The sequence below is a fragment of the Paraburkholderia tropica genome, from assembly GCF_014171495.1.
Lineage (GTDB): Bacteria > Pseudomonadota > Gammaproteobacteria > Burkholderiales > Burkholderiaceae > Paraburkholderia > Paraburkholderia tropica.
Genome location: NZ_CP049137.1, coordinates 1,435,773 through 1,459,221, shown reverse-complemented (window position 1 = coordinate 1,459,221; position 23,449 = coordinate 1,435,773). Strand labels below are relative to the sequence as shown.

Annotated in this window: 13 protein-coding genes; 9 read left to right on the top strand and 4 right to left on the bottom strand. The window is 65.0% G+C overall.

The annotated features are described in order from the left end of the window. Nucleotides 1–41: 41 nt before the first annotated feature. Entirely contained in the window at nt 42–1,157 is a 1,116-nt protein-coding gene (locus G5S35_RS36625) for a diguanylate cyclase (protein ID WP_082992167.1), read from the top strand. Nucleotides 1,158–2,152: 995 nt separating this feature from the next. Next, nucleotides 2,153–13,216: an autotransporter-associated beta strand repeat-containing protein gene (locus G5S35_RS36620; protein WP_183040261.1), complete on the top strand. Its 11,064-nt coding sequence runs from the start codon at nt 2,153–2,155 to the stop codon at nt 13,214–13,216. Between the two features lie 242 nt (nt 13,217–13,458). On the opposite strand, the gene G5S35_RS36615 is transcribed toward G5S35_RS36620, so the two are convergent. Together G5S35_RS36615 and G5S35_RS36610 are read right to left on the bottom strand one after the other, a co-directional pair. Continuing rightward, a complete protein-coding gene (locus tag G5S35_RS36615) occupies nt 13,459–15,621 on the bottom strand; it encodes a tetratricopeptide repeat protein (RefSeq protein WP_183040260.1) in 2,163 nt (720 codons plus the stop codon). Further along, nucleotides 15,573–15,929, bottom strand: a complete 357-nt coding sequence (locus G5S35_RS36610) for a toll/interleukin-1 receptor domain-containing protein (protein ID WP_183040259.1) — start codon at nt 15,927–15,929, stop codon at nt 15,573–15,575. The genes G5S35_RS36615 and G5S35_RS36610 overlap by 49 nt, the downstream gene beginning before the upstream one ends. Before the next feature lie 412 nt (nt 15,930–16,341). Here G5S35_RS36610 and G5S35_RS36605 point away from each other — a divergent pair, with 412 nt between their 5' ends. Beyond that, nucleotides 16,342–17,145 (top strand): IS5 family transposase, encoded by an 804-nt coding sequence (locus G5S35_RS36605; RefSeq protein WP_183040258.1) that lies wholly within the window; start codon nt 16,342–16,344, stop codon nt 17,143–17,145. 51 nt (nt 17,146–17,196) lie between these two features. Then, nucleotides 17,197–17,751 (top strand): hypothetical protein, encoded by a 555-nt coding sequence (locus G5S35_RS36600; RefSeq protein WP_176080238.1) that lies wholly within the window; start codon nt 17,197–17,199, stop codon nt 17,749–17,751. A gap of 36 nt (nt 17,752–17,787) precedes the next feature. Here G5S35_RS36600 and G5S35_RS36595 read toward each other — a convergent pair whose 3' ends face one another. Continuing rightward, nucleotides 17,788–18,240, bottom strand: a complete 453-nt coding sequence (locus tag G5S35_RS36595) for an Lrp/AsnC family transcriptional regulator (protein ID WP_065063530.1) — start codon at nt 18,238–18,240, stop codon at nt 17,788–17,790. A gap of 119 nt (nt 18,241–18,359) precedes the next feature. Here G5S35_RS36595 and G5S35_RS36590 point away from each other — a divergent pair, with 119 nt between their 5' ends. From G5S35_RS36590 to G5S35_RS36575, 4 genes are all read left to right on the top strand, one after another. Beyond that, a complete protein-coding gene (locus G5S35_RS36590) occupies nt 18,360–18,998 on the top strand; it encodes a LysE family translocator (RefSeq protein WP_110326074.1) in 639 nt (212 codons plus the stop codon). 139 nt (nt 18,999–19,137) lie between these two features. Then, nucleotides 19,138–19,947, top strand: a complete 810-nt coding sequence (locus tag G5S35_RS36585) for an anti-sigma factor (protein WP_183040257.1) — start codon at nt 19,138–19,140, stop codon at nt 19,945–19,947. Nucleotides 19,948–19,969: 22 nt separating this feature from the next. Then, nucleotides 19,970–20,488 (top strand): sigma-70 family RNA polymerase sigma factor, encoded by a 519-nt coding sequence (locus tag G5S35_RS36580; RefSeq protein ID WP_065063534.1) that lies wholly within the window; start codon nt 19,970–19,972, stop codon nt 20,486–20,488. Further along, entirely contained in the window at nt 20,485–21,348 is an 864-nt protein-coding gene (locus G5S35_RS36575; RefSeq protein ID WP_074984892.1) for an anti-sigma factor family protein, read from the top strand. The genes G5S35_RS36580 and G5S35_RS36575 overlap by 4 nt, the downstream gene beginning before the upstream one ends. Before the next feature lie 149 nt (nt 21,349–21,497). On the opposite strand, the gene G5S35_RS36570 is transcribed toward G5S35_RS36575, so the two are convergent. After that, entirely contained in the window at nt 21,498–21,851 is a 354-nt protein-coding gene (locus G5S35_RS36570; RefSeq protein WP_065063538.1) for a DUF4148 domain-containing protein, read from the bottom strand. A 286-nt stretch (nt 21,852–22,137) separates the two neighbouring features. Between G5S35_RS36570 and G5S35_RS36565 the strand changes: the two genes are divergently transcribed. Next, nucleotides 22,138–23,280: a transporter gene (locus tag G5S35_RS36565; protein WP_183040256.1), complete on the top strand. Its 1,143-nt coding sequence runs from the start codon at nt 22,138–22,140 to the stop codon at nt 23,278–23,280. The last annotated feature ends 169 nt before the right edge of the window (nt 23,281–23,449 follow it).

Sequence of the window (23,449 nt, the reverse complement as noted above, 5' to 3'; positions counted from 1 at the left end):
GTACCGAGCTTCGATCCGACCCACATCATGCGACCGAAATCATGACCGAGAAGCCGAATCTGACACCCGGAGCCGAGCCCGCACTTGCCGATGGCGGCCCCGACGAGGCTTCGCTCGAACGGGCGCTGGAGGCCGTGCGCACCGCGCTCGAACAGCCGTTGCCGAACGCGGACGTGCCGATGATGGTGCTGCTCGTCGACGACCAGGCGATCGTCGCCGAGGCCGTGCGGCGCGCGCTGTCCGCCGAGCGCGAGATCGACTTCCATTACTGCGCGCATCCCGAGCAGGCCGTGCGCATGGCCGGGGAAGTGCGGCCCACGGTGATCCTGCAGGACCTCGTGATGCCGGGCACCGACGGCCTCACGCTCGTGCGCGCCTATCGCGCCAACGACGCCACGCGCGACGTGCCGATCATCGTGCTGTCGACCAAGGAAGAGCCCGCGATCAAGAGCGCGGCGTTCGCGGCGGGCGCGAACGATTACCTCGTGAAGCTGCCGGACAGCATCGAGCTGATCGCGCGCATCAAGTATCACTCGCGCTCCTATGTGAACATGCTCCAGCGCGACGAGGCGTACCGCGCGCTGCGCCGCTCGCAGCAGGAACTGCTAAAGGCGAATCTGGAGCTGCGCCGTCTCACGCATTCGGACGGTTTGACGGGGCTCTCGAATCGCCGCTATCTCGACGAATTTCTCGGCGCGGAATGGCGTCGCGCGCAGCGCGAGAGCACCGAGATGTCGCTGCTGATGATCGACGTCGATTACTTCAAGCCTTATAACGACACCTACGGCCACGTGGCTGGCGACAACGTGCTGCGCTCGGTCGCCACGACGATTCGCCGCGAGGTGAAGCAGCCGCGCGATCTGGTGGCGCGTTTTGGCGGCGAGGAGTTCGCCGTTGTGCTGCCGGGCGCGGGTAGCGTGTTCGCGCGCATGCTCGCGGAGAAGATGCGCCGCGACGTGGCCGCGCTACAACTGCCGCACGTCGGCTCGAAGGTGAGCGAGCATCTGACGATCAGCGTGGGCGTCGCGACGTTGACGCCGACGGCGGGCATCGCCGAAACCGCGCTGATCGAGGAAGCCGACGCCGCGCTCTATCGCGCCAAGCGAGAAGGGCGCAACCGCGTGGAGTTTTCGACGGGTGTGTCGGGGCGGAATTGATGCGTTGATGTGCGTCGTTGTGCCTTGACTGGTTGCGTCGGCAACGGTCTGAAGAAAAAAAGCCCGCTTCGAGCGGGCTTTTTCTTTTTTCAGGTTATGGCGCACTTGCGCAGCGATTTCGTGACTCGATGATCGCGCTGCCTGACAGCCAAACTGTGCGGCGCAGGCCCGGCAATATATCGGACAAGGTCGAGCAGACGGCATTCCCGCTTTAAACATAGTCCGTCCATGATCCAGGCGGCTCGCACGAATTTTTTACCGGCATTTATCGTCATTCAAAGCAGTTATTTCCGCGCTTTAAAAAGCGATTCGCATATGCCGTTCCCTGTCAATTTTGCTGGGCGCGATTTTACGTATTGGCGGTTTTGCCGTAATTTAATCCAGTGCGCAAAAAATGATTTAAAGCGCGATTTAAAGCTTGAAGTAAGCAAGCTTTTGTCTATGCTCTGGATGACAGTCAATGATGTGAACAAACGATCCACGAGAGTACACCGGGAGGCACCCTCCATGAAACCGCTCACCAGCCCATCCTGATTGGCGCGGCGAGTCCTGCACGCTTGCTGTACGCGTGTTGCTCGTCCGCGGTCGCCATCCGTTCGCCTTGATCGCCGCTTGCCCGCAAAGCGCCCGTGCGCCTTGCGTCGCGTGTCTGCGCGCGCCGTCCATGACCGGCGCCCGCGCGCGCACGGCCGCGACGGCGCCGATTTGACTCGCGCATGCCATCCGTGCGGGACGGGTCTGTGCGCGCCTGCGAAACGGATATCGACGTAGTGCCGATTCACGATCTTCTAAGGGGAAAGGGCGTGAGGGAATCGAACGGTATTTGCGTGCTACGCGTTGCGCCTCGCGCAATGGGCGGCTTTGTTTCCGGCGACGTTATTGTCGCGTTAATTGTTCAGTGCGCTTCGTTGTGCGCTTCTTTGGTTATTGCGTTATGCATTTTCCTGCTGACGCCAGGCCGTGCGCCGGCGACGACCTGCACGACGGCAGGCTCGGTGGTGAATTGCACGGGCGCAGCCAATCCGCTCGCGCCGAACTATGCGAATACCACCAGCGGTATCACCGTCAACGCCGATTCCACGACCAACTTCGGCGTCCTGCTCGGCGTGGGCGGCACGGCGGTGTCGCTCACGGGCAGCAACGTCACCTTCAATAACAGCGGCACGATTGATCCTTCTCTTTTAGGCATACTGAGCATCCTGTCGAGCGGCACGGTGATCGGCAACAGCAGCGCGAGCACCATCAACGTGACCAACAACGGCACGATGAACGGCACCGCGCAGCTCGTCACCGTCAATCTGTCGAATCTCACCGGGCTGGCGCTCGCCGTGCAGAACGGCGCGGGCGGCGTGAGCAACATCGTCAATAACGGCACGATCGGTTCCAGCGCCATCGCGGGCGTGACGGTCGCGCCCGCCGATCGCGTCACCGCCGCGGTGTATGGCGGCGGTCAGGTCAACTTCACGAACAACGGCACGATCTCGGGCCGCGTGGGCTTTCAGGCGTCGACGGCGGGCAACACGTTCCGCAACGCGGGCAGCGTGATCGGCAGCGTGTCGATGGGCGCGGGCAGCACCAACAACTTCTATGCGTACACGGGTTCGTCGGTGTCGGCGGGCACGGGGGCGTACGTGGGCGTGCTCGGTGTCGTCGGCGTGAATCTGGGCTTTGCGCAGGCCGGTTACGTGGATGGCGGCAGCGGCGGCAATAACACGCTGCATCTCGCGCAGGCCACGGGCGGTCCGGCGGCCGGCCAGGTCACGATGTCCAACTACATCAACTTCAACCATCTCTCGCTGGAGAGCGGGACGTGGACGCTCAACGGTCCGTCGGGCGCGCTCGACGCGACGCTCGCCAGCACCGCGACGGCCATCGTCGATAACGCCACGAGTCTCGGCACCGGCACGATCACGGCGACGGGCGGCGCGCTCGAAGCCGCGGCGGCGGGCCTGAACATCGCGAATACGATTTCGCTCGGCACGGGCGGACTCATCGCGCAAGGCAGCAATGCGTTCACGCTCTCGGGCGTGCTGTCGGGCACCGGCGCGCTGACCAAGACCGGCACCGCGGCGCTCACGCTCACGGGCGCAAACACGTATAGCGGCGGCACGAACCTGAACGGCGGCTCGCTCGTCGCGGGCAATGCGGCGGCGCTCGGCAGCGGCGCGCTCAACGTGGGCGGCGCGGCCACGCTCGATACGAGCACGGCGGGCCTCACGCTCGGCAACGCGGTCAATCTCGGCGCGAACACGCTCACGCTCGGCGGCAGCAATGCGGCGACGCTCAGCGGCGTGATCGCCGGCACGGGCGCGCTGGTGAAGAGCGGCGCGGCCACCGTGACGCTCACGGGCGTCAACACCTACACGGGCGGCACGACGATCAACGCGGGCACGCTCGCGCTCGGCACGGGCGGCAAGCTCGCGGCGACGGGCGCGGTCAATCTCGCGAGCACGGGCGCGGCGCTCGATATCAGCGGATCGGGCGCGAATCAGACGATCGGCGCGCTCTCCGGTTCGGGCAACGTCACGCTCGGCGCGCGCAGCCTCACGTTCGGCGATGCGACCGCGCAGACCTTCAGCGGCGTGATCAGCGGCACGGGCGGCGTGACCAGGCAAGGCAGCGGCACGGTGACGCTCACGGGCGTCAATACCTACACGGGCGGCACGACGATCAATGCGGGCACGCTCGCGCTCTCGGGCGCGGGCAATCTCGCGTCGGCGGGCGCGCTCACGCTGGGCGCGAGCGGCGCGAATTTTGATCTCAGCGGCGCATCGGGTGCGCGGACGGTCGGCGCGCTCTCGGGCGTGACGGGCAGCACGCTCGCGCTCGGCGCGAACACGCTGACGTTCGGCGATGCAACGAACCAGACCTTCGCGGGCGTCGTCAGCGGCACGGGCGGTCTCGTCAAACAGGGCAGCGGCACGCAGACGCTTTCGGGCGCGAACACCTACACCGGCGGCACGACGGTCAACGTGGGCAAGATCGCGCTGGGCGCGGGCGGCTCGCTGGCCTCGACGGGCGCGCTCACGCTCGCGAACGCGGGCACGGGCTTCGATATCAGCGGCGCGTCGGGCGCGCAGACGATCGGCGCGTTGTCGGGCGTGGCGGGCAGCACGCTCGCGCTCGGCACGAATGCGCTGACCTTCGGCACGACGACGAACCAGACCTTCGCGGGCGTCATCAGCGGCACGGGCGGTCTCGTCAAGCAAGGCAGCGGCACGCAGACGTTGACGGGCGCGAACACCTACACGGGCGGCACGACGATCAACGCGGGCACGCTCGCGCTCGGCGCGGGCGGCAGTCTCGCGGCGGCGGGCGGCGTGACGCTCGCGGGCGCCGGTGCGGGTTTCGATATCAGCGCGGCGAGCGGTGCGCAAACCATCGGCGCATTGAGCGGCGTGAGCGGCACGACGGTCGCGCTCGGCGCGAACGCGCTGACGTTCGGCAACGCAACGAATCAAACCTTCGCGGGCGTGATCGGCGGCACGGGCGGCGTTGTCAAGAACGGCGCCGGCACGCAGACCTTGAGCGGCGCGAACACCTACACGGGCGGCACGACCGTCAACGCGGGCACGCTCGCGCTCTCCGGCGCGGGCGCGCTGGCGGCGAACTCGGCGCTCACGCTCGCGAATGCGGGCAGCGTGTTCGACCTCGGCGCGGCGAGCGGCGCGCGCAGCATTGGCGTGCTCAACGGCGTGACGGGCAGCGCGATCAATCTCGGCGCCAATGCGCTGACGCTCGGCGGCGCGGCCAACGGCGCGTTCGCGGGCGCGATCAACGGCACGGGCGGCATCGTCAAGCAGGGGGCGGGCGTCGAAACGCTGACGGGCGCGAACACCTACACGGGCGGCACGACGGTCAACGCCGGCACGCTCGCGCTCGGCGCGGGCGGCTCGCTCGCGTCGACGGGCGCGGTCAATCTCGCGAATGCGGGCGCGGGCTTCGATATCAGCGCGGCGACGGGCGCGCAGACGATCGGCGCATTGAGCGGCGTGAGCGGCACGACGGTGTCGCTCGGCGCGAACGGACTCACGTTCGGCGATGCGACGAACCAGACCTTCGCGGGCACGATCTCCGGCACGGGCGGGCTGACCAGGCAAGGTTCGGGCGTCGAGACGCTCAGCGGCGCGAACACCTATAGCGGCGGCACGGCGCTCAATGCGGGCGGGCTCGTGCTGGGCAACGCGTCGGCGCTCGGCTCGGGCGTGCTGACCATCGGCGGCCCGGCCTCGCTCGACAACACGAGCGCGATCACGCTCGCCAACGGCGTCGTGCTCAACGGCGCGCTCACGGTGCTCGGCTCGAACGCGCTGACGCTCGCGAGCGGCCTGAGCGGCACCGGCAGCCTGACGAAGAACGGCGCGGCCACGCTCACGCTGAACGGCGCGAACACCTTCACGGGCGGCACGGCCGTCAACGCGGGCACGCTCGCGCTCGGCGCGGGCGCGACGCTCGGCGGCAACGTCGCGCTGAACGGCGCGGGATCGACGCTCGATCTCAGCGGCGCGGGCGGCAACCAGACGCTCGGCGCGCTCTCGGGCGTGGCGGGCAGCGCGCTGGCGCTCGGCGCGAACACGCTGAGCTTCGGCGACGCGACGAACCAGAGTTTCGCGGGCGTGATCAGCGGCACGGGCGGGCTGGTGAAGAACGGCGCGGGCGTCGAAACGCTCAGCGGCGCGAACACGTACAGCGGCGGCACGACGCTGAACGCGGGCGGCATCGTCGTCGGCAACAATGCGGCGCTCGGCACGGGCGCGGTCACGGTGGCCGGACCCGCTTCGCTCGACAGCAGCGCGGCGACCACGCTCGCCAACGCCTTCACGCTCGGCAACACGCTGACGGTGGGCGGCTCGAACGCGCTCACGCTGAACGGCGTGCTCTCGGGCGCGGGCGGACTGACGAAGAACGGCGCGGCCACGCTGACGCTCGGCGGCGCGAACACGTACACGGGCGGCACGACGATCAACGCGGGCACGCTCGCGCTCGGCGCGGGCGGCGCGCTGGCGTCGACGGGCGCGGTGAGTCTGGCCGGAACCGGCGCGGGGCTCGATATCAGCGGCGCGTCGGCGGCACAGACCCTCGGCGCGTTGAGCGGCGTCGCGGGCAGCAGCGTGACGCTGGGCGCGAACGCGCTGACCTTCGGCGATGCGAGCGATCAGACTTTCGCGGGCGCGATCGGCGGCACGGGCGGCATCGTCAAGCAGGGCAGCGGCACGCAGACGCTCACGGGCGCGAATACGTACACGGGCGGCACGACGATCGACGCGGGCATGCTCGCGCTCGGCGCGGGCGGTTCGCTCGCGTCGACGGGCGCGGTCAATCTCGCCGGAACCGGCGCGGGCTTCGATATCAGCGGGGCGTCGGGCGCACAGACCATCGGCGCATTGAGCGGCGTGGGCGGCACGACGGTGACGCTGGGCGCGAATGCGCTGACCTTCGGCGACGCGACCAATCAGACCTTCGCGGGCGCGATCGGCGGCTCGGGCGGTCTCGTCAAGAACGGCACGGGCACGGAAACGCTCACGGGCGCGAACACCTATAGCGGCGGCACGACGCTGAACGCGGGCGGACTCGTCGTCGGCAACGACTCGGCGCTCGGCACGGGCGCGGTGACGGTGAACGGCGCCGCGACGCTCGACAGCAGCACGGCCACGACGCTCGCCAACGACTTCATCCTGAACAGCGGCCTCACGGTGGTCGGCAGCAACGACGTCACGCTCAACGGCGTGCTCGCGGGCACCGGCGGCCTGACCAAGAACGGCCTCGCCACGCTCACGCTGAACGGCGCGAACACTTACACCGGCGGCACCAACATCAACGCGGGCACGCTCGCGCTCGGCGCGAACGCGAGCCTGGCGTCGACGGGCATCGTCGATGTGGCGACCGGCGCGACCTTCGATCTGTCGGCGGGCAACGGGCAGCAGCAGTTCGGCACGCTGATCGGCGGCGGCACGGTGCTGCTCGGCGGCAATTCGCTGACGCTCGGCAGCGACGTGGACGGCACCTTCAGCGGCTCGATCGGCGGCACGGGCGGCCTGCTGAAAATCGGCAGCGGCACGGAGACGCTGACGGGCGCGAACACCTTCACGGGCGGCACGACCATCGATGCGGGCACGCTCGCGCTCGGCCTCGGCGGCTCGCTGGCCGCGACGGGCGCGGTCGATCTCGCCAACGCGGGCACGGGCTTCGATATCAGCGCGGCGGGCGCGAACCAGACGATCGGCGGCTTGAGCGGCGTCGGCGGCAGCACGGTCACGCTGGGCGGCAACACGCTGACGTTCGGCGATGCGGGCAACGAGACCTTCGGCGGCACGCTCGGCGGCACGGGCGGCATCGTCAAGGAAGGCAGCGGCACGGGAACGCTGACGGGCGCGAATACCTACACGGGCGGCACGACGATCGACGCGGGCACGCTGGCGCTCGGCGCGGGTGGATCGCTGGCGTCGACGGGATCGGTGGCGCTCGCGGGCGCCGGAGCGGGCTTCGACATCAGCGGCGCGACGGGCGCGCAGACGATCGGCGCATTGAGTGGCGTCGATGGTACGACGGTCTCGCTCGGCGCGAATTCGCTGATCTTCGGCGATGCGAGCGACCAGACGCTGGCAAGCGCGATCACGGGGACGGGCGGCATCGTCAAGCAGGGTTCCGGCACGGAAACGCTCACCGGCACGAACACCTACACGGGCACCACGACAATCAACGACGGCACGCTGGCGCTTTCAGGGAGCGGCACGTTGTCTGCATCGAGCGACGTTACGTTGGCAAATGCAGGGACGTCGCTTGATGTAAGCGGCTCGACCATTGCGCCGACCATCGGCGCGTTGAACGGCGTGAGCGGCTCGACCGTTGCGCTGGGCGGCAACACGCTGACGCTCGGCAGCGCGAACGACGGTACGTTTGCGGGCAGCATCGGCGGCACGGGCGGGATCGTCAAGAGCGGCACGGATACGGAAACGCTGACTGGCGCGAACACGTACACCGGCGGCACGACGATCAACTCCGGCACGCTCGCGCTCGGCGCGGGTGGATCGCTGGCCTCGACGGGTGCCGTCAATCTCGCGAACGCGGGAGCGGGCTTCGACGTCAGCGGCGCGACGGGCGCGCAGACGATCGGCGCATTGAGTGGCGTCGATGGCACGACGGTCTCGCTCGGCGGCAATTCGCTGATCTTCGGCGATGCGAGCGACCAGACGCTGGCGAGCGCGATCACGGGGACGGGTGGCATCGTCAAACAGGGTTCCGGCACGGAAACGCTCACCGGCACGAACACCTACACGGGCGCGACGACAATCAACGACGGAACGCTGGCGCTTTCAGGGAGCGGCACGTTGTCTGCATCGAGCGACGTTACGCTGGCGAATGCAGGGACGTCGCTCGACGTGAGCGGCGCGACCATTGCACCGACTATCGGCGCGTTGAACGGCGTGAGCGGCTCGACCGTTGCGCTGGGCGGCAACACGCTGACGCTCGGCAGCGCGAACGACGGTACGTTTGCGGGCAGCATCGGCGGCACGGGCGGCATCGTCAAGAGCGGTACGGATACGGAAACGCTCAACGGCGCGAACACGTACACGGGCGGCACGACGATCAACTCGGGCACGCTCGCGCTCGGCGCGGGCGGATCGCTGGCCTCGACCGGCGCTGTCAATCTCGCGAACGCAGGCGCGGGCTTCGACATCAGCGGCGCGACGGGCGCGCAGACCGTCGGCGCGTTGTCGGGCGCGACGGGCAGCACGGTGAATCTCGGCGCAAATTCGCTGACGTTCGGCGACGCGAGCAATCAAACCGTCGGCAGCACGATCGAAGGGACGGGCGGCATCGTCAAACAAGGCAGCGGCACGGAAACGCTCACGGGCGCGAATACGTATAGCGGCGGCACGACGCTGAATGCGGGCGGACTCGTCGTCGGCAACGACGCCGCGCTCGGCACAGGCGCGGTGACCGTGAACGGCGCCTCGACGCTCGACAGCACCGCGCCGGTCACGCTCGGCAACGACATCACGCTCAACGACGGCCTCACGGTGCTCGGCAGCAACGACCTCACGCTGAACGGCGTATTGAGCGGCACGGGCGGATTGACGAAAGACGGCGCGGCCACGCTCACGCTGAACGGCACGAACACCTACACCGGCGGCACGACGATCAACGCGGGCACGCTCGCGCTCGGCGCGAATGCGAGCCTTGCGTCGACGGGTATCGTCGATGTGGCGGACGGCGCGACCTTCGACCTCTCCGCGGGCAACGGGCAGCAGCAATTCGGCACGCTGGTCGGCGGCGGCACCGTGAATCTCGGCTCGAACGATCTCACGCTCGGCAGCGCGACCGACGGCACCTACACGGGCGGCATCGCGGGCACGGGCGGCGTGACGAAAATCGGCAGCGGTACGGAAACGCTCACGGGCGCGAACACCTACACGGGCGGCACGACGATCGATGCGGGCACGCTCGCCATCGGTGCGGGCGGCTCGCTCGCCTCGACGGGCGCGGTCACGCTGGCCAACGCGGGAACGGGCTTCGATATCAGCGGCGCGTCGGCGGCGCAAACCATCGGCGCGTTGAGCGGCGTCGCGGGCAGCAGCGTGACGCTCGGCGGCAATACGCTGACCTTCGGCGACACGACCGACCAGACGTTCGGCGGCACGATCGACGGCACGGGCGGCATCGTCAAGCAAGGCAGCGGCACGGAAACGCTGACGGGCGCGAACACCTACACGGGCGGCACGACCGTCGACGCGGGCACGCTCGCACTCGGCGCGGGCGGCTCGCTGGCTTCGACCGGCGCGGTCAATCTCGCGAACAGCGGCGCGGGCTTCGACATCAGCGGGGCGTCGGGCGCGCAGACCATCGGCGCGTTGAGCGGCGTGGGCGGCACGACGGTGTCGCTGGGCGCGAATTCGCTGACCTTCGGCGACGCGAGCGATCAGACCGTCGGCAGCACGATCTCGGGGACGGGCGGCATCGTCAAGCAAGGCAGCGGCACCGAAACGCTGACGGGCGCGAACACGTATAGCGGCGGCACGACGCTGAACGCGGGCGGCCTCGTCGTCGGCAACGATGCGGCGCTCGGCACGGGCGCGGTGACGGTGAACGGCGCCTCGACGCTCGACAGCACCGCGCCGGTCACGCTCGGCAACGACATCACGTTGAACAACGGCCTCACGGTGCTCGGCAGCAACGACCTTACGCTGAACGGCGCGCTGAGCGGCACGGGCGGTCTGACGAAGGACGGCGCGGCCACGCTCACGCTGAACGGCGCGAACACCTACACGGGCGGCACGACGATCAACGCGGGCACGCTCGCGCTCGGCGCGAATGCGAGCCTGGCCGCGAGCGGTATCGTCGATGTGGCGAACGGCGCGACCTTCGACCTCTCCGCGGGCAACGGGCAGCAGCAGTTCGGCACGCTGGTCGGCGGCGGCACGATCAACCTCGGCGCGAACACGCTGACGCTCGGCGACGCCACCGACGGCACCTTCACGGGCGGCATCGCGGGCACGGGCGGCGGCATCGTCAAGCAGGGCAGCGGCACCGAAACGCTCACCGGCACGAGCACTTACACGGGCGCGACGACCATCAACGACGGCACGCTCGCGCTCGCGGGCGGCGGCACGCTCTCGGACTCGACCAACGTGAATCTCGCGAACGCGGGCACGAGCTTCGACATCAGCGGCAGCGATTCCACGGCCACCCCGACGGTCGGCTCGCTCTCGGGCGTCGGCGGCACGAGCGTCACGCTCGGCGGCAATACGCTTACGCTCGGCGGCGGTTCGGACGGCAGTTACGGCGGCACGATCTCGGGCACGGGCGGCATCGTCAAGGCCGGCGCGGGCACGCAGACGCTCACGGGCGCGAACACCTACAGCGGCGGCACGACGCTCGAAGGCGGCACGCTCGTGGCGGGCAACGACGCGGCGCTCGGCACCGGCACGCTGACGGTCGCCGCGCCCGCGACGCTCGACGCCTCGACGGCCGTCACGCTCGCCAACGCGGTCGCGCTCAACGACACGCTGACGATCGGCGGCAGCGCCGACACCGTGCTGTCCGGCGTGGTCTCCGGCACGGGCGCGGTCGTGAAGAACGGCGCGGCCGATCTCACGCTGACGGGCGCAAACACGTATAGCGGCGGCACGACGCTCAACGACGGCACGCTCACGGTCGGCTCGAACACGGCGCTCGGCACCGGCGGCCTGACCGTCAACGGAGGCACGCTCGCGCTCGGCACGACCGGCGGCGCGCCGCTCGCCGTGACGGTGGGCTCGCTCGACGGCGCGTCCGGTTCGAGCGTCTCGCTCGGCAATTCGAGCCTCACTGTGAACGGCGGCGGCAGCTATGCGGGCTCGCTCACGGGCACGGGCTCGGTGACAAAGTCGGGCAGCGGCACGCTTACGCTCGGCGGCACCAGCACCTATAGCGGCCCGACCACGGTCTCGGGCGGCACGCTCGACGTAAGCGGCTCGACCGCCAATTCGACGGCCACCGTGCAGAACGGCGCGACGCTCACGGGCACCGGCACCGTCGGCGGCCTGATCGTGCAGAGCGGCGGTACCGCGGCGGCGCTCACGCCGGGCCAGAGCCTGAACGTGGCGGGCAACGTGACCTTCGAATCGGGATCGAACTACCAGGTCGCGGCCACGCCGACCCAGGCGGGCAGGATCGCAGCGACGGGCACGGCGACGCTCAACGGCGGCGCGGTCAGCGTGCTCGCGGGCCAGGGCGCCTGGTCGCCGCAGACGCAGTATCCGATCCTCACGGCGGCGGGCGGCGTGAGCGGCGCGTTCCAGAGCGTCAGTTCGAACCTCGCGTTCCTCACGCCGTCGCTGAGCTATACGCCGAACACCGTCAACCTGACGCTCACGCGCAACGACCAGCCGTTCACGTCGGTGGCGGTGACGCCGAACCAGAGCAGCGTGGCGACGGCGGTGGCCTCGCTCTCGACGACGGGCCCGCTGTATCAGTCGATCCTCGCGACCGATGCCGCCACGGCGCGCCAGGCCTACAACATGATCGACGGCCAGTTGATCTCGGATGCGAAGACGGTGTTCCTGCTCGATACGCGCTATCTGCGCGACGCGGTCACGGACCGCCTGCGTCAGGGTCTCGCGCCGACCGACGGGCCGCTTGGGGCGCTGTCGTCGGGACCGGCGCTGTGCGATTCGCGTCTCTCGCAAGGCGCAATGTCGGGCGACAGCGTGCACGGCGGTTCGCAGGGCGCGTGCGCGAACAGCACGCCGTATCAGCCGGTGGTCTGGGCGCAGGGCTACGGCGCGGATAGCCGGCTGGCGGGCGACGCCAATGCCGCGGGCCTCGACCGCACCACGGCCGGTTTCATCGGCGGCGCGGATATGGCGCTGAACGACCGGTGGCGTGTGGGCGTGGCGGGCGGCTTTGCGCACAGCTCGCTGGAGAACGGGCTGAACTCGTCGGCATCGGTCGATACGTATCACGTGGCGATGTACGGCGGCGCGCAGTACGGGCCGATCGGCGTGCGGCTCGGCGCGGCGTACACCTGGAACGATGCGAGCGAGGATCGCTATCCGGCCTTCACGGGCTTCTCCGATCACGACAGTGCGAACTACGACGCGAAGGCCGCGCAGGTGTTCGGCGAAGTGGGCTACGCGGTGCCGTTCGATCGCTTCGCGGTCGAACCGTTCGCCGGGCTGGCGTATGTGAATCTGCATAGCGACGGCTTTTCGGAGAACGGCGGTCAGAGCGCGCTGCGGGCTCAGGGCGATACGGAGAATATCGGCTTCTCGACCCTGGGTCTGCGAGTGGCGACGCGGCTCGGCGAACTGCCGCTCGCGAGCGTGAGCGCGCATGCGATGGCGGGCTGGCGGCATGCGTTCGGCAATACGCAACCGACTTCGACACTGGCGTTTATCGATGGCGGGTCGGCGTTCTCGGTGGCCGGTGTGCCGATCGCGCGGGATACGGCGGTGGTCGAATTGGGCCTGGATGCGAGCGTCGCAAAGAATCTGACGCTGGGCGTCGCGTATAGCGGGCAGTATGGCGGCGGCTCGCATGACAATGCGATTTCCGGGCGGCTGGCGTGGCGGTTTTGAGGGGAACGGGTTGGAGATGTAGTACAGCGTGAGGTTGAAGGGATAATAGATTTCGAGTTGCCGATCTTACTGGCGGTTGATTCAGGTTGCTGCTGTTGCACAGCGCAAACAATCTGGATCGGATGGTAGTCATTCTTCTTTTTTTTGACCTTGTCGTGAACTTCTCGTGTGCTAGGCAGTTGTAAAGCAGCCCCCGAAGCGATGCGGGTTCGATGCGCTTCGGGGTATGGGGAGGCGCTGTGTCAACGAGCAGTCTGTGCTTTAGAGCTACCAATAAGTCGAGTCAATCCTTCAATACACGTATCAGTTAGTCTGTTCTTAAATCTCCTTAGTATGTCTTCCGCATCTTGGAACTTTCCGGCGTAAGAAAAATGCACAACCTTAATTTTCGCAAGCTCGATCTCAGCAAGGCGATTAGGCTTCGAGCGCAAAGCTGCTTCGAGTTCAGAGAGAAGTTGATCGTACTGATCATTTTTTCCCTTGGTTGAAAGCAGATCTAGTAACGCAAGTTTCGGATGCGTCGATAATTTTTCGCGTCTACTATATATTTGCCTTACCGAATCGACTTGATTGTGAACAAACACGTCCATCATACTTTTTCTGATTGGGTAAAAATGCGTTCCCTCTCTATCGTCAGCATCCTTTAAACGGTCCAGACATCCGTCGAGTTCCGAAAGCAGTGAGGAATCTTTGCTTTTCCTAAATCGTTCTAGTAAAACAAATGCTTCCATATCTACGATATAGGGATTAGACGGTACGAGTCGACGCGCTTCCCGGACTCTTTCGGATGCTACGTCATAGCGGCCATCGAAAGCATAAATATATGCCGCTTCACGAAGGCAGTGAGCATCGGCCATGCCCATGCTGATCACCTTCTCAAAAGGTGGTAATGCTTCCCGAAGGTTGCCATTCAACCTTGCCTTCAGGCCCTTTGCAAAATTGTATGTTGCATCCCGTCTATCCGATTTAGGGAGTTTTTTGAATTCATCCTCAAAATAAGCGAAATCGGAATCACTGCCAAGTCGGATTGATGCAAGTCCGATGAGTCTCCAGGCTTCGATAAGGCCATTTTGACTAAGCTTCGTTTGCTGGGAATAAGCATCTATCGCAAGTTGCAGCGCTCTTTTGTGGCGCTCGCCATCATACTCCCGTCTGGCTGCTTTGAGCTGCTGCGCAGGCATTACGAGATTTGACATGTAGGTGGGGAGTTGTGTCCCAGACACAAAATGTTCGACGATCCGTGCATCCAGCAATTCAGTGGAGACGTACGAATTCTCGCTATCGATAGCCGTCAAATCAAAAACAGCGCGGCGAGCGGATTCCAATGTACTAAAGTATTTGGCTGAGAGATTCTGCGCGTGGCGCTGAATATAAGGTGCTAACTGGTAATTACCGCCCTCTTCAACGACAAACCCTGTGTCAAGAAGTTGGGATACTATTTCGTCAAAATTTTTCCAGCATTCATTTACAGCGACGATGTCTGCATATGAGAGAATGTAAGCTTCCCCAAAAAAAGCGACCGCTTTTTCATGCTCTGATCGACCATTTAGGAAATCAAGAAGCATTTTTTCGACTTCGACACGTATCAGTTGAATGATGCTTGAGTGTGTCTTGTTTGGCCGATAGTGTGGGTTGTGACGAAGGTAGTTCACAACTGCGACGATTAGCCCGGGGTGGCCGATTACGCTATTTTCAATAAGATCTCTTTCTTTTTTGCTAGGTAGCGTAATTTCAAACTGATTGATAAGCATTTTGAAGAGATATTTTGAATCTTCTTCGGAGAGCGGGCGAAGGTGATAAAAAATACCCTCATCGCTTACTGACTCCATATTTCGGCTGGACAGTATTATGAGGTACGGGTACGAGGCATCACCTAAAGCTGAAAGCAATGATATCAGCCAGCCTAACGGCCGACTATCATTATCGAAAGCGAATCCACCGACGTCGAGAATGAGGATTTGGTTGAAATTTACGGTAACGGTGTTGATCAATTTTGCAAGCGCAGCGATTTTCTCTGTCTCATGCAATGCAGAGAAGGCTTCCATCGCTTCAAATAGCTCCCTCGCTCGCCAATTTGCGCTGTAACCGAGAAGATTGCGATAGAGAGAACCAATGTCATCGTGAGCATTGAATTCTACGCGAATCTTGTGAGACGCAACGGTCTTATAGAATGATTTGAAGACGGCGTTGGCGATAGTACGTCGGCCGATCCCAGTGGGACCCGATAAAAAAAGAAATTTCGGCGGGGTGTCTCGATGAAGGACCATCTCGTTTATTTTTCGGATGTCGAGGTCCCTGCCGTAGGGCTCCTGTTCCTCAATTTTTTCTTTTCGGAGCACATCGCGGATGCGCAATGCTACTTGACCCGGTGAGGGGGGCAAGAGACCACAAATCGGGATGCCCATGCAGGGAGATCAGACCAATTTGTGTCGTCAAGTTGAAAGATAAGAAATTCTTTTATTTGCCACTTTGTTTTTAATTCATTGGCAAGGTCTAGCTCATTTCGCACCCATCCGGAATCGAGAGCGGCACGGGAAAGGAATAAAACGTAAACCTTGGAATCGTATAGACCTTCGCGGATTTGCTCTGCAAGATCGCAGTTTCGCTTAAACGTTTCCTTGTCATAGATGGACTGCAGTGCGCCGAGTCGATCAAAGACTGCTCCGACGAAATCTTTGTCAAAGCTATTGTGAGATAGGAAGGCCTTGTTCATTGGTCTAGTTCTTGGTTTTATGACGGATGAGCTTAACGAAGACATCTCTTCGTTATGGATCGATTCGATATCCACGATCGTTGTGGCTAGAGCGAACGTGGACCGGCAACGCTTTGTGGCTTGAACTCCGAGTCTCCCCGCAAAGCCTCTGCCTCTAAGTCATGTGAGGCAATGTGACGGAATAGTAGTGTCCCACAATAACTGGTACGTGACGATAGGTGCGCGAATGGTAATTGTAGTTTGAGGACCGCCTGTGCATCTATCGGTCGAATTCTGTATTCATTTCCACCTCCAATGGATGGAAAATGCGTAAAGCATGAATCTGTACTCCCGATTTTCGTCCAGTCGACATCTCACTAAGAGTCGCTAACACAACCAGGACATGACGCCATGAAAGTCATATCCTGGCGTCATGTCGAGACTCAAAATCAGCAACGAGGTATGGGCGGCATTGGAGCCGCTGATTCCGGTATTCATCCCGTCTCCCAAAGGTGGCCGACGCCGAACGGTGGATGAGCGCGCAGCACTGAACGGCATCCTGTATGTGCTGCAAACGGGCATCCCATGGGAAGACCTGCCGCAGGAACTGGGCTTCGGCAGTGGCATGACATGCTGGCGACGGCTGCGGGACTGGCAGGCCGAAGGCGTGTGGGAGCAACTGCATCTGGCGATGCTTCGCCGGTTGCGTGAGCATGACCAGATTGATTGGGAACGGGCCAGTCTTGATGCCGCCAGTGTTTCCAGCCCCGGGGGGCCAGGAAACCGGCCCGAACCCGACAGACCGGGGCAAATCGGGTCCAAACGACACATCGTCGTAGATGCGCGCAGCATTCCTCTGGCCATCACGGTCACGGGTGCCAACCGGCACGACTCGATGGCGTTCGAACCCACGCTCGATGCCATTCCGGCAGTGTCGGGCCTCAATGGCCAGCCCCGCAAACGCCCGGGCAAGCTGCATGCGGACAAGGGCTATGACTTTGCCCGATGTCGGCGTTACCTGAAGGAGCGCGGCATCACGGCCCGTATCGCCCGTCGCGGTGTGGAAAGCAAGGAGCGGCTCGGACGGCATCGCTGGGTGGTCGAGCGCACGCATGCCTGGTTTGCCGGTTTCGGCAAACTGCGCATACGTTTCGAGCGTCGTCTCGACATTCATTTTGCGTTGCTTTCCCTGGCTGCTGCCGTTATCTGTTCGCGCTTCGTTGACGACTTGTGTTAGCGGCTCTTAGAATGCGGACAATGATTCATGTCCAGCGCGCGTGAGTCGACGATGCATCACAACGACCTGCTCTTTATTTCGCGGCATCTTTCGCCAGCCGAAGTGTGTGCACAACTGCTTGCTTTAAGCGTTGTCGAATATAGCCGCGCGCCGGGCTTGAGCGTCGTGCTGACGCTAAACGGCACAGAAGGCCAACTCGCCGACACAGGCAGAGGCATGCGACTCACGCCGGATCTGGGCGATACGATTTCCCATGCCGAGCGAGCGCTGACCGGCTTCTATCCGTGTCTGTCGTCGAACGAGCACGACAACGCCATACTCCAGGAACTGATCTGGGGCGACCACGGCTCACTCGGTCCTTCGCTTGCCAACTTCGCCTGCCCGGCGCTGAGATTCACCAGTCGACGAGAAGGCGAGGTCTGGTCGCAAAGCTTCAGATACGGTCAGCCATCCGGCCCGGCCGCGTTGCTGGGCGCGACGAATACGACCGGCACGACCATCGATTTCACCACCGAAACCGCAATCGACGCTACCGAAGTCGCGGCGCTCGTCGCCCGATTGCGCAAGCGCATCCCTGAACTTCAGATCACGATTCACACGCGCTAAAAGCCATCGCGCACGCATGCGAGAAAGCACGCCGCCTCACAACGGCAGCGGCCGGTCCTGAAAAATGCTCTTCATGACGAGCGTGGAGGTGAGGCGCAGCACGCAGGGCAGCGGCAGCAGACGCCGGTCGTAGAGCGTCTGGAACGCCTTCAGGTCGCGCGTGACCACGTGCAGCATGTAGTCGGGCTCGCCGAACAGGCGTTCGGCGCGCGTGATCTCCGGAATGTCGATGAGCGCGTCCTCGAAGGACTGCACGTTCTCGCTGCTGCCCTCGCGCAAGGTGGCGAAGACGATGGCCGAAAAATTCAGCCCGACGGTGGCGGGGTCGATGGTGGCGCGATAGCCGCTGATGACCTCGGCGCTCTCGAGCGCGCGCAGCCGGCGCTGGCACGGCGACAGGCTCAGGCCCACGCGTTCACTGAGTTCCGTGATTGAAAGTCGTCCATCTTGCTGAATCTCAGCAAGAATCTTGCGGTCAATGGCATCCATGTGAGAAATATTAGCGCCTGAGGACGCCGACTGGCAAGAAATAGGGAGCACATTCCGGTGCGCAAACCGTAAGATTTGCGCCCTCGGGCGGTGGCGCCCGTCTTACCGGAAGTACAGCAGTGGAAGTGAGCTTGTTGACGGCGTTCTGGATCGTTTCGTTCTCCCTCGTCATGGTGCCGGGCGCCGACTGGGCCTACGCGATTTCGGCGGGTTTGCGCGGCAGCGTGATTGCGCCGGCCGTCGGCGGCATGTTGCTGGGCTATCTTGCGATCACGCTGGTGGTCGCGGCCGGTGTCGGCGCGCTGGTCACGAGCGTGCCCGCGCTGCTTTCGGTGCTGACGGTGGTCGGCGGCGCTTATTTGCTGTGGCTCGGCGTACGCACGGTGATGCATCCGGCCGAACTCTCGGCGGGCCAGGAAGACGGTCCGAAAACGGGACGGCAGAGCCGCTGGGGCTGGTCGATGCGCGGTTTCGCGATCAGCGGCCTCAATCCGAAGGCGATTCTGCTGTTCGTCGCGCTCCTGCCGCAGTTCACGCGCCGCGACGCCGGCTGGTCGGTGTCCGCGCAGATCGTCGCGCTGGGCGTGCTGCATATGATCAATTGCGCGTCCGTCTATTCGGTGGTCGGGTTTGGCTCGAAGGCCGTGCTCGGCACGCGGCCCGCCGCGGCGCGCCGCGTCAGCCAGTTGTCGGGCGTGGCGATGATCCTCGTCGCCGTGCTGCTGTTCGCGGAGCAGGTGTTCGCCTTTACGCGCTGAATCTGCGTTGAATCTGCGCTGAATCCACGCGGTTCCTTCCTGTTTCCCCGTCCTCGTCCCTGCCTTTCTCGCCCCCGCCCGGAATAAATCGCCGGGCCGCCTGTTAGTCCATTATCTCCATCCACGCAGGCCGACGATCATGGTTTCCCAAGGGCCGCCCGACGAGCGGCCGGTGTCCGAGGCCGATATTCAGGCCTACACTGACGGCTCGCTGGCCGGCGAGCACGCCGCGCGCGTGCGGCGTTATCTGGCACGGCGGCCCGGCGAATGGCATCGGATCCTGTTCTATCGGCGTCTCAATGCGCAGATGCGCCGCTCGTTTCACGCGGCCGCAGCGTCGCATCCGGCCCTGGCGAGCACGCAGTCCGGCATGCCGGCGCGGCGCGCCGGGTTTGGTCTGCGCGCGGTCTGGCGCCGCCGCGCCGCCGCGCTCGCGCTGGTGTGTGCAATGCTCGCGGCGGGCGCGGCCTGGCTGGCGCTGACCGAACCGGACGACCACACGCTGAACAACGCGGCCGTCATGGCGCTGATGGAAGCGGCTCCGGCCGCGTCAATCGGCGCCGATCACGCCCATGAAGGCGCAAGCGTCGATAACATCTATCACGTCGATGCAGCCGCCGACGCCGCGCCGTTCGATCTGGCCTCGGCGGGCTTGCGGCTCGTGTCGGCGGGCAAGATGGAGCTGGGTCCGTTTGCGCGCGCCGCGCGCTACGTCTACGAAAATGGCGACGGCGAACCGGTCGTGCTGCTGGGCGCGCGCGCCTGGTTCGCGGCCGACGCGCCGCAGTGGAGCGCGCGCCGCGTGGGTGCGCTGCGTCTGCTCGGCTGGACGTCGCACGGCACGCGCTGGGTGCTCGCGGGCAATGCCGCGACGCACGGTCTGATGCGCGCCGCCGACGTCGCCACGCAGCAGGGCGCCTCGCGTCGCGAGCGCCGCACGCACGAATAAAGAGGGCAGAGAAGGATGCAACATGGACATCCGTGACGAACTGATCGATCACGTGCCGCGCCTGAGGCGCTATGCGCGCGCGCTGATCAACAACCGCGAGCTCGCCGACGATCTCGTGCAGGACACGCTCGAACGCGCAATCGCGCGCACCGAGCTGTTCCGCGCGGGCACCGACCTGCGCGCGTGGCTGTTCACGATCATGCACAACATCTTCGTGAATCAGGTGCGCAAGTCGGCGGCGCGCGGCACGCATGTCTCCGTCGACGACGACAGCGTGCCCGAAACCGACTACGCCGTGCCCGCGACCCAGACCGGCGCGCTCGAAGTGCGCGATCTCGACTTCGCGTTGCAGCGGCTGCCGGTCGAACAGCGTGAAGTGGTGCTGCTGGTGGGCCTCGAAGAAATGAGTTATGCCGATGTGGCGCTGGCGCTGGACGTCCCCATCGGCACGGTGATGTCGCGGCTGTCGCGCGGACGCGAGCGCCTGCGTGCGCTCATGGCCGGCGCGGTGCCACGCGCGAATCTGAAGGTGGTGCGATGAGCGAGCAACAAATTCCCGTGACCGAAGACGAAATCCACGCCTACGTGGACGGCACGCTCTCGGAAGCGCGCCGCGCCGACGTCGAGCGCGAGCTCGAACGCAATCCCGACCTCGCCGCTCGTGTCGGCGACTTCTTTTCGCTGAACAGCCTGCTGCATGAGCGCTTCGACAGCCTGCTCAGCGAGCCGGTGCCCGCGCGTCTGCGCGCGGCGAGCGAAGCGCCTGCCGCGCGCGTGGACGCGACCAGAACGCTGAACCCAACGCTGAAAGCGCCCGTGCGTGCGGCCGCCAACTGGCCGAAATACGCGGGCATGGCGGCCGCGCTGGTGCTGGGCGTGGGGATCGGCTGGGGCACGCATTACGGCGCGGCATTCATGCCGGGTACTGCCGGTCGCGGCGATCAGCAGACGGCGAGCGCCGACACGACGATGAGCTTCGTCCACGAAGCCGCGCTCGCCCATGTGGTCTACATGCCCGAAGTCGGGCGTCCGGACACCATGAGCAGCCATCAGGAGCAGGACTTCGTGCAATGGCTCGCGAACCGGCTCGGCACCGACGTGCATCCGCCCATGCTCGCGAAAAGCGGTTTCGAGCTGGCGGGCGGCCGTTTGCTGCCCGGTCCCGACGGCGAAGTCGCGCAGTTCATGTATCACAACGCGCAGGGCGAACGCGTGACGCTGTGCATCTCGCACCGCAAGACCAGCAGCAACACCACGGCGTTCAAGCTCTACGAGGATGGCCCCGTGAGCGTGTTCTACTGGATCGACGGCGACTTCGGCTACGCGCTGTCCGGCGGCATCGACCACAAGGTGATGCTGCAACTCGCGCACGACGTCTATTCGCAATTGACGCCGCATTGAAGCTCTATTGAAGCGGTATTCATGACGTAGCGGTGCGGATTGCCCGCACCGTTCTTGCCGCGTCATGGTTCGCATGCGAACGCCGACGCCCCGCTCATCGAGTGCGGGGCGTCGGCGTTGCACGGTGTCGAACAGCGTCTTCTCTGCGCTCAGCTACCCTGATAGATATTGCAGAAGCTCGCCGGGCCGACGCACATTTGCGGCGCGCCCGACTCGCTCGTGCCGGGCATCGGCATGCCCATGCCGCTTTGCGCGACGGGATCGGCCGCGGTCTGCGCGACACGCGGCGGCTGCTGATGTTGCTGTGCGGCCACTTGCTGCGCGAACACGGGACTCACGTCCGGGTACGACGCATCGGTCACGAAACGCGAGCCGTTGTTTTCGGCTTCGATCAACTGCTGGCGCACTTCGGCGCGCGTGAGGCCTTGTGCCGAGGCTTGCGTGACGGCGCCCACGGAGGCAAGCGCGATGAAGGTGGCGAACATGGCGTGGCGAATGGACATTTCGAACTCCTGATAATGTGAGGTTGGTGCGTGACCGGAATCGATCGTGTTGGATTCATGTCGGCCTGCATGGAGATGAACGCATGGCGCGCCGTGCTATTCCGTTCGCGTGTGTATCTTCGTGTAGCGATGTAAGCGGGGCGGTCGGCAAACTCGGCGGAACGCGCCTCGGAGTTTGGGCGGGACATCGGCGCAATATGACGGTTTTGTGTCTTTGAGCGCGTGCAAGCTTGCCCGCGAAAGCACCCGTGTGGCATGCTTGCGGCGATCAAACGGCCACACGACCATGGATCTCGCTTCGTCCATTGCAACTTATGGCGCCGACATGTCGGGCCTGATATGCGGATTCCGCTTCACGCCTGGCCAGCCGGGTCAGCCCGTCAGCGGCGAGGAAGTGCTGCGCGGGCTTCAGCATGCGCGCGCCCTGGCCGCCGAGGCCGCCGAAGCGGCGCTTGCCGCCGCCGCGCGCCAGAATGCGGATCTCGCCACGCCGGATTGCGCGCCTGTGCAGCCCGAGCCCAGTCCGGCCGACGACGGCGCCTTCTACTGGCTGCACTTCAATCTCGCGCATGCCGCGAGCGCCTCGTGGATGCGCTCGCATCTCGATCTGCCCGACGGCTTTTTCGAAATGCTCGTCGAAGGCTCGCATTCCACGCGTATCGAACACATGGACGGCGCGCTGTTCGCGGTCGTCAACGACGTGATGTTCGATTTCGAGCTGACGCCTTCGCAGATCGCCACGCTCTGGTCCTATACGCACGAACGCCTGCTGGTGACGGCGCGCATGAAGCCGCTGCGCATGAAGCCGCTGCGCTCGATCGACCGTTTGCGCGGCGACGTGCGCAATGGCGAGACGTTCCGCTCGCCCGCCGAACTGCTGATTCATCTGATGCGCGATCAGGCCGACCTGATGGTGGAAATCGTGCGCCGCACGAGCATCGACGTGGATCGCGCCGAAGATCAGTTCCTCGCCTCGCGCCGCTCGAAAAGCCGCCACGAACTGGCCGCCATGCGCCGTATCCTCGTACGATTGCAGCGCATGCTCGCGCCCGAACCTGGCTCGATCTTCCGTCTGCTCGCGCGTCCGCCGCGCTGGCTGCAATCGCCCGACGTGCAGGATCTGCGCGAGGCGACCGAAGAATTCTCGCTCGTGCTCGGCGACATGGCGGGGCTGGTCGAGCGCATCAAGCTCCTGCAGGAAGAGATCGCCGCGCGTCTCGAAGAGCAGAACAACCGCACGCTCTTCACGCTCACGCTGGTCACCGTGCTCGCCTTGCCGATCAATATCGTCGCGGGTTTTTTCGGCATGAACGTGGGCGGCATTCCGCTCGCCGAGAACCGGCACGGCTTCTGGCTGATGGTGCTGGTGGTGGCGAGCTTCACGGCGCTGCTCGGCTGGTGGGTGTTCCGCCGCCGCGGCGACAGCTAGGCGCGCGTGCCATAACGCGCACGCGCGGACTGGCGGCGAAAATTGAGGCCTTTATTTGAGGCCTTATACTACGCGCTCGAACCGTCGGCCCCGCGCCGTTTTGACCCTTTCCACCCCTCCAGCCTGTGTGCTAACGCTATGGCCGTCCCTCCGCCATCCGTCGAATCCG

Bases quoted from the DNA above. Each gene is read 5' to 3' on its own strand.
- G5S35_RS36625 (WP_082992167.1), top strand. From the start codon at position 42: ATGACCGAGAAGCCGAATCTGACACCCGGAGCCGAGCCCGCACTTGCC.
- G5S35_RS36615 (WP_183040260.1), bottom strand. From the start codon at position 15,621: ATGGGCATCCCGATTTGTGGTCTCTTGCCCCCCTCACCGGGTCAAGTA.
- G5S35_RS36610 (WP_183040259.1), bottom strand. From the start codon at position 15,929: ATGAACAAGGCCTTCCTATCTCACAATAGCTTTGACAAAGATTTCGTC.
- G5S35_RS36605 (WP_183040258.1), top strand. From the start codon at position 16,342: ATGTCGAGACTCAAAATCAGCAACGAGGTATGGGCGGCATTGGAGCCG.
- G5S35_RS36600 (WP_176080238.1), top strand. From the start codon at position 17,197: ATGCATCACAACGACCTGCTCTTTATTTCGCGGCATCTTTCGCCAGCC.
- G5S35_RS36595 (WP_065063530.1), bottom strand. From the start codon at position 18,240: ATGGATGCCATTGACCGCAAGATTCTTGCTGAGATTCAGCAAGATGGA.
- G5S35_RS36585 (WP_183040257.1), top strand. From the start codon at position 19,138: ATGGTTTCCCAAGGGCCGCCCGACGAGCGGCCGGTGTCCGAGGCCGAT.
- G5S35_RS36580 (WP_065063534.1), top strand. From the start codon at position 19,970: ATGGACATCCGTGACGAACTGATCGATCACGTGCCGCGCCTGAGGCGC.
- G5S35_RS36575 (WP_074984892.1), top strand. From the start codon at position 20,485: ATGAGCGAGCAACAAATTCCCGTGACCGAAGACGAAATCCACGCCTAC.
- G5S35_RS36570 (WP_065063538.1), bottom strand. From the start codon at position 21,851: ATGTCCATTCGCCACGCCATGTTCGCCACCTTCATCGCGCTTGCCTCC.
- G5S35_RS36565 (WP_183040256.1), top strand. From the start codon at position 22,138: ATGGATCTCGCTTCGTCCATTGCAACTTATGGCGCCGACATGTCGGGC.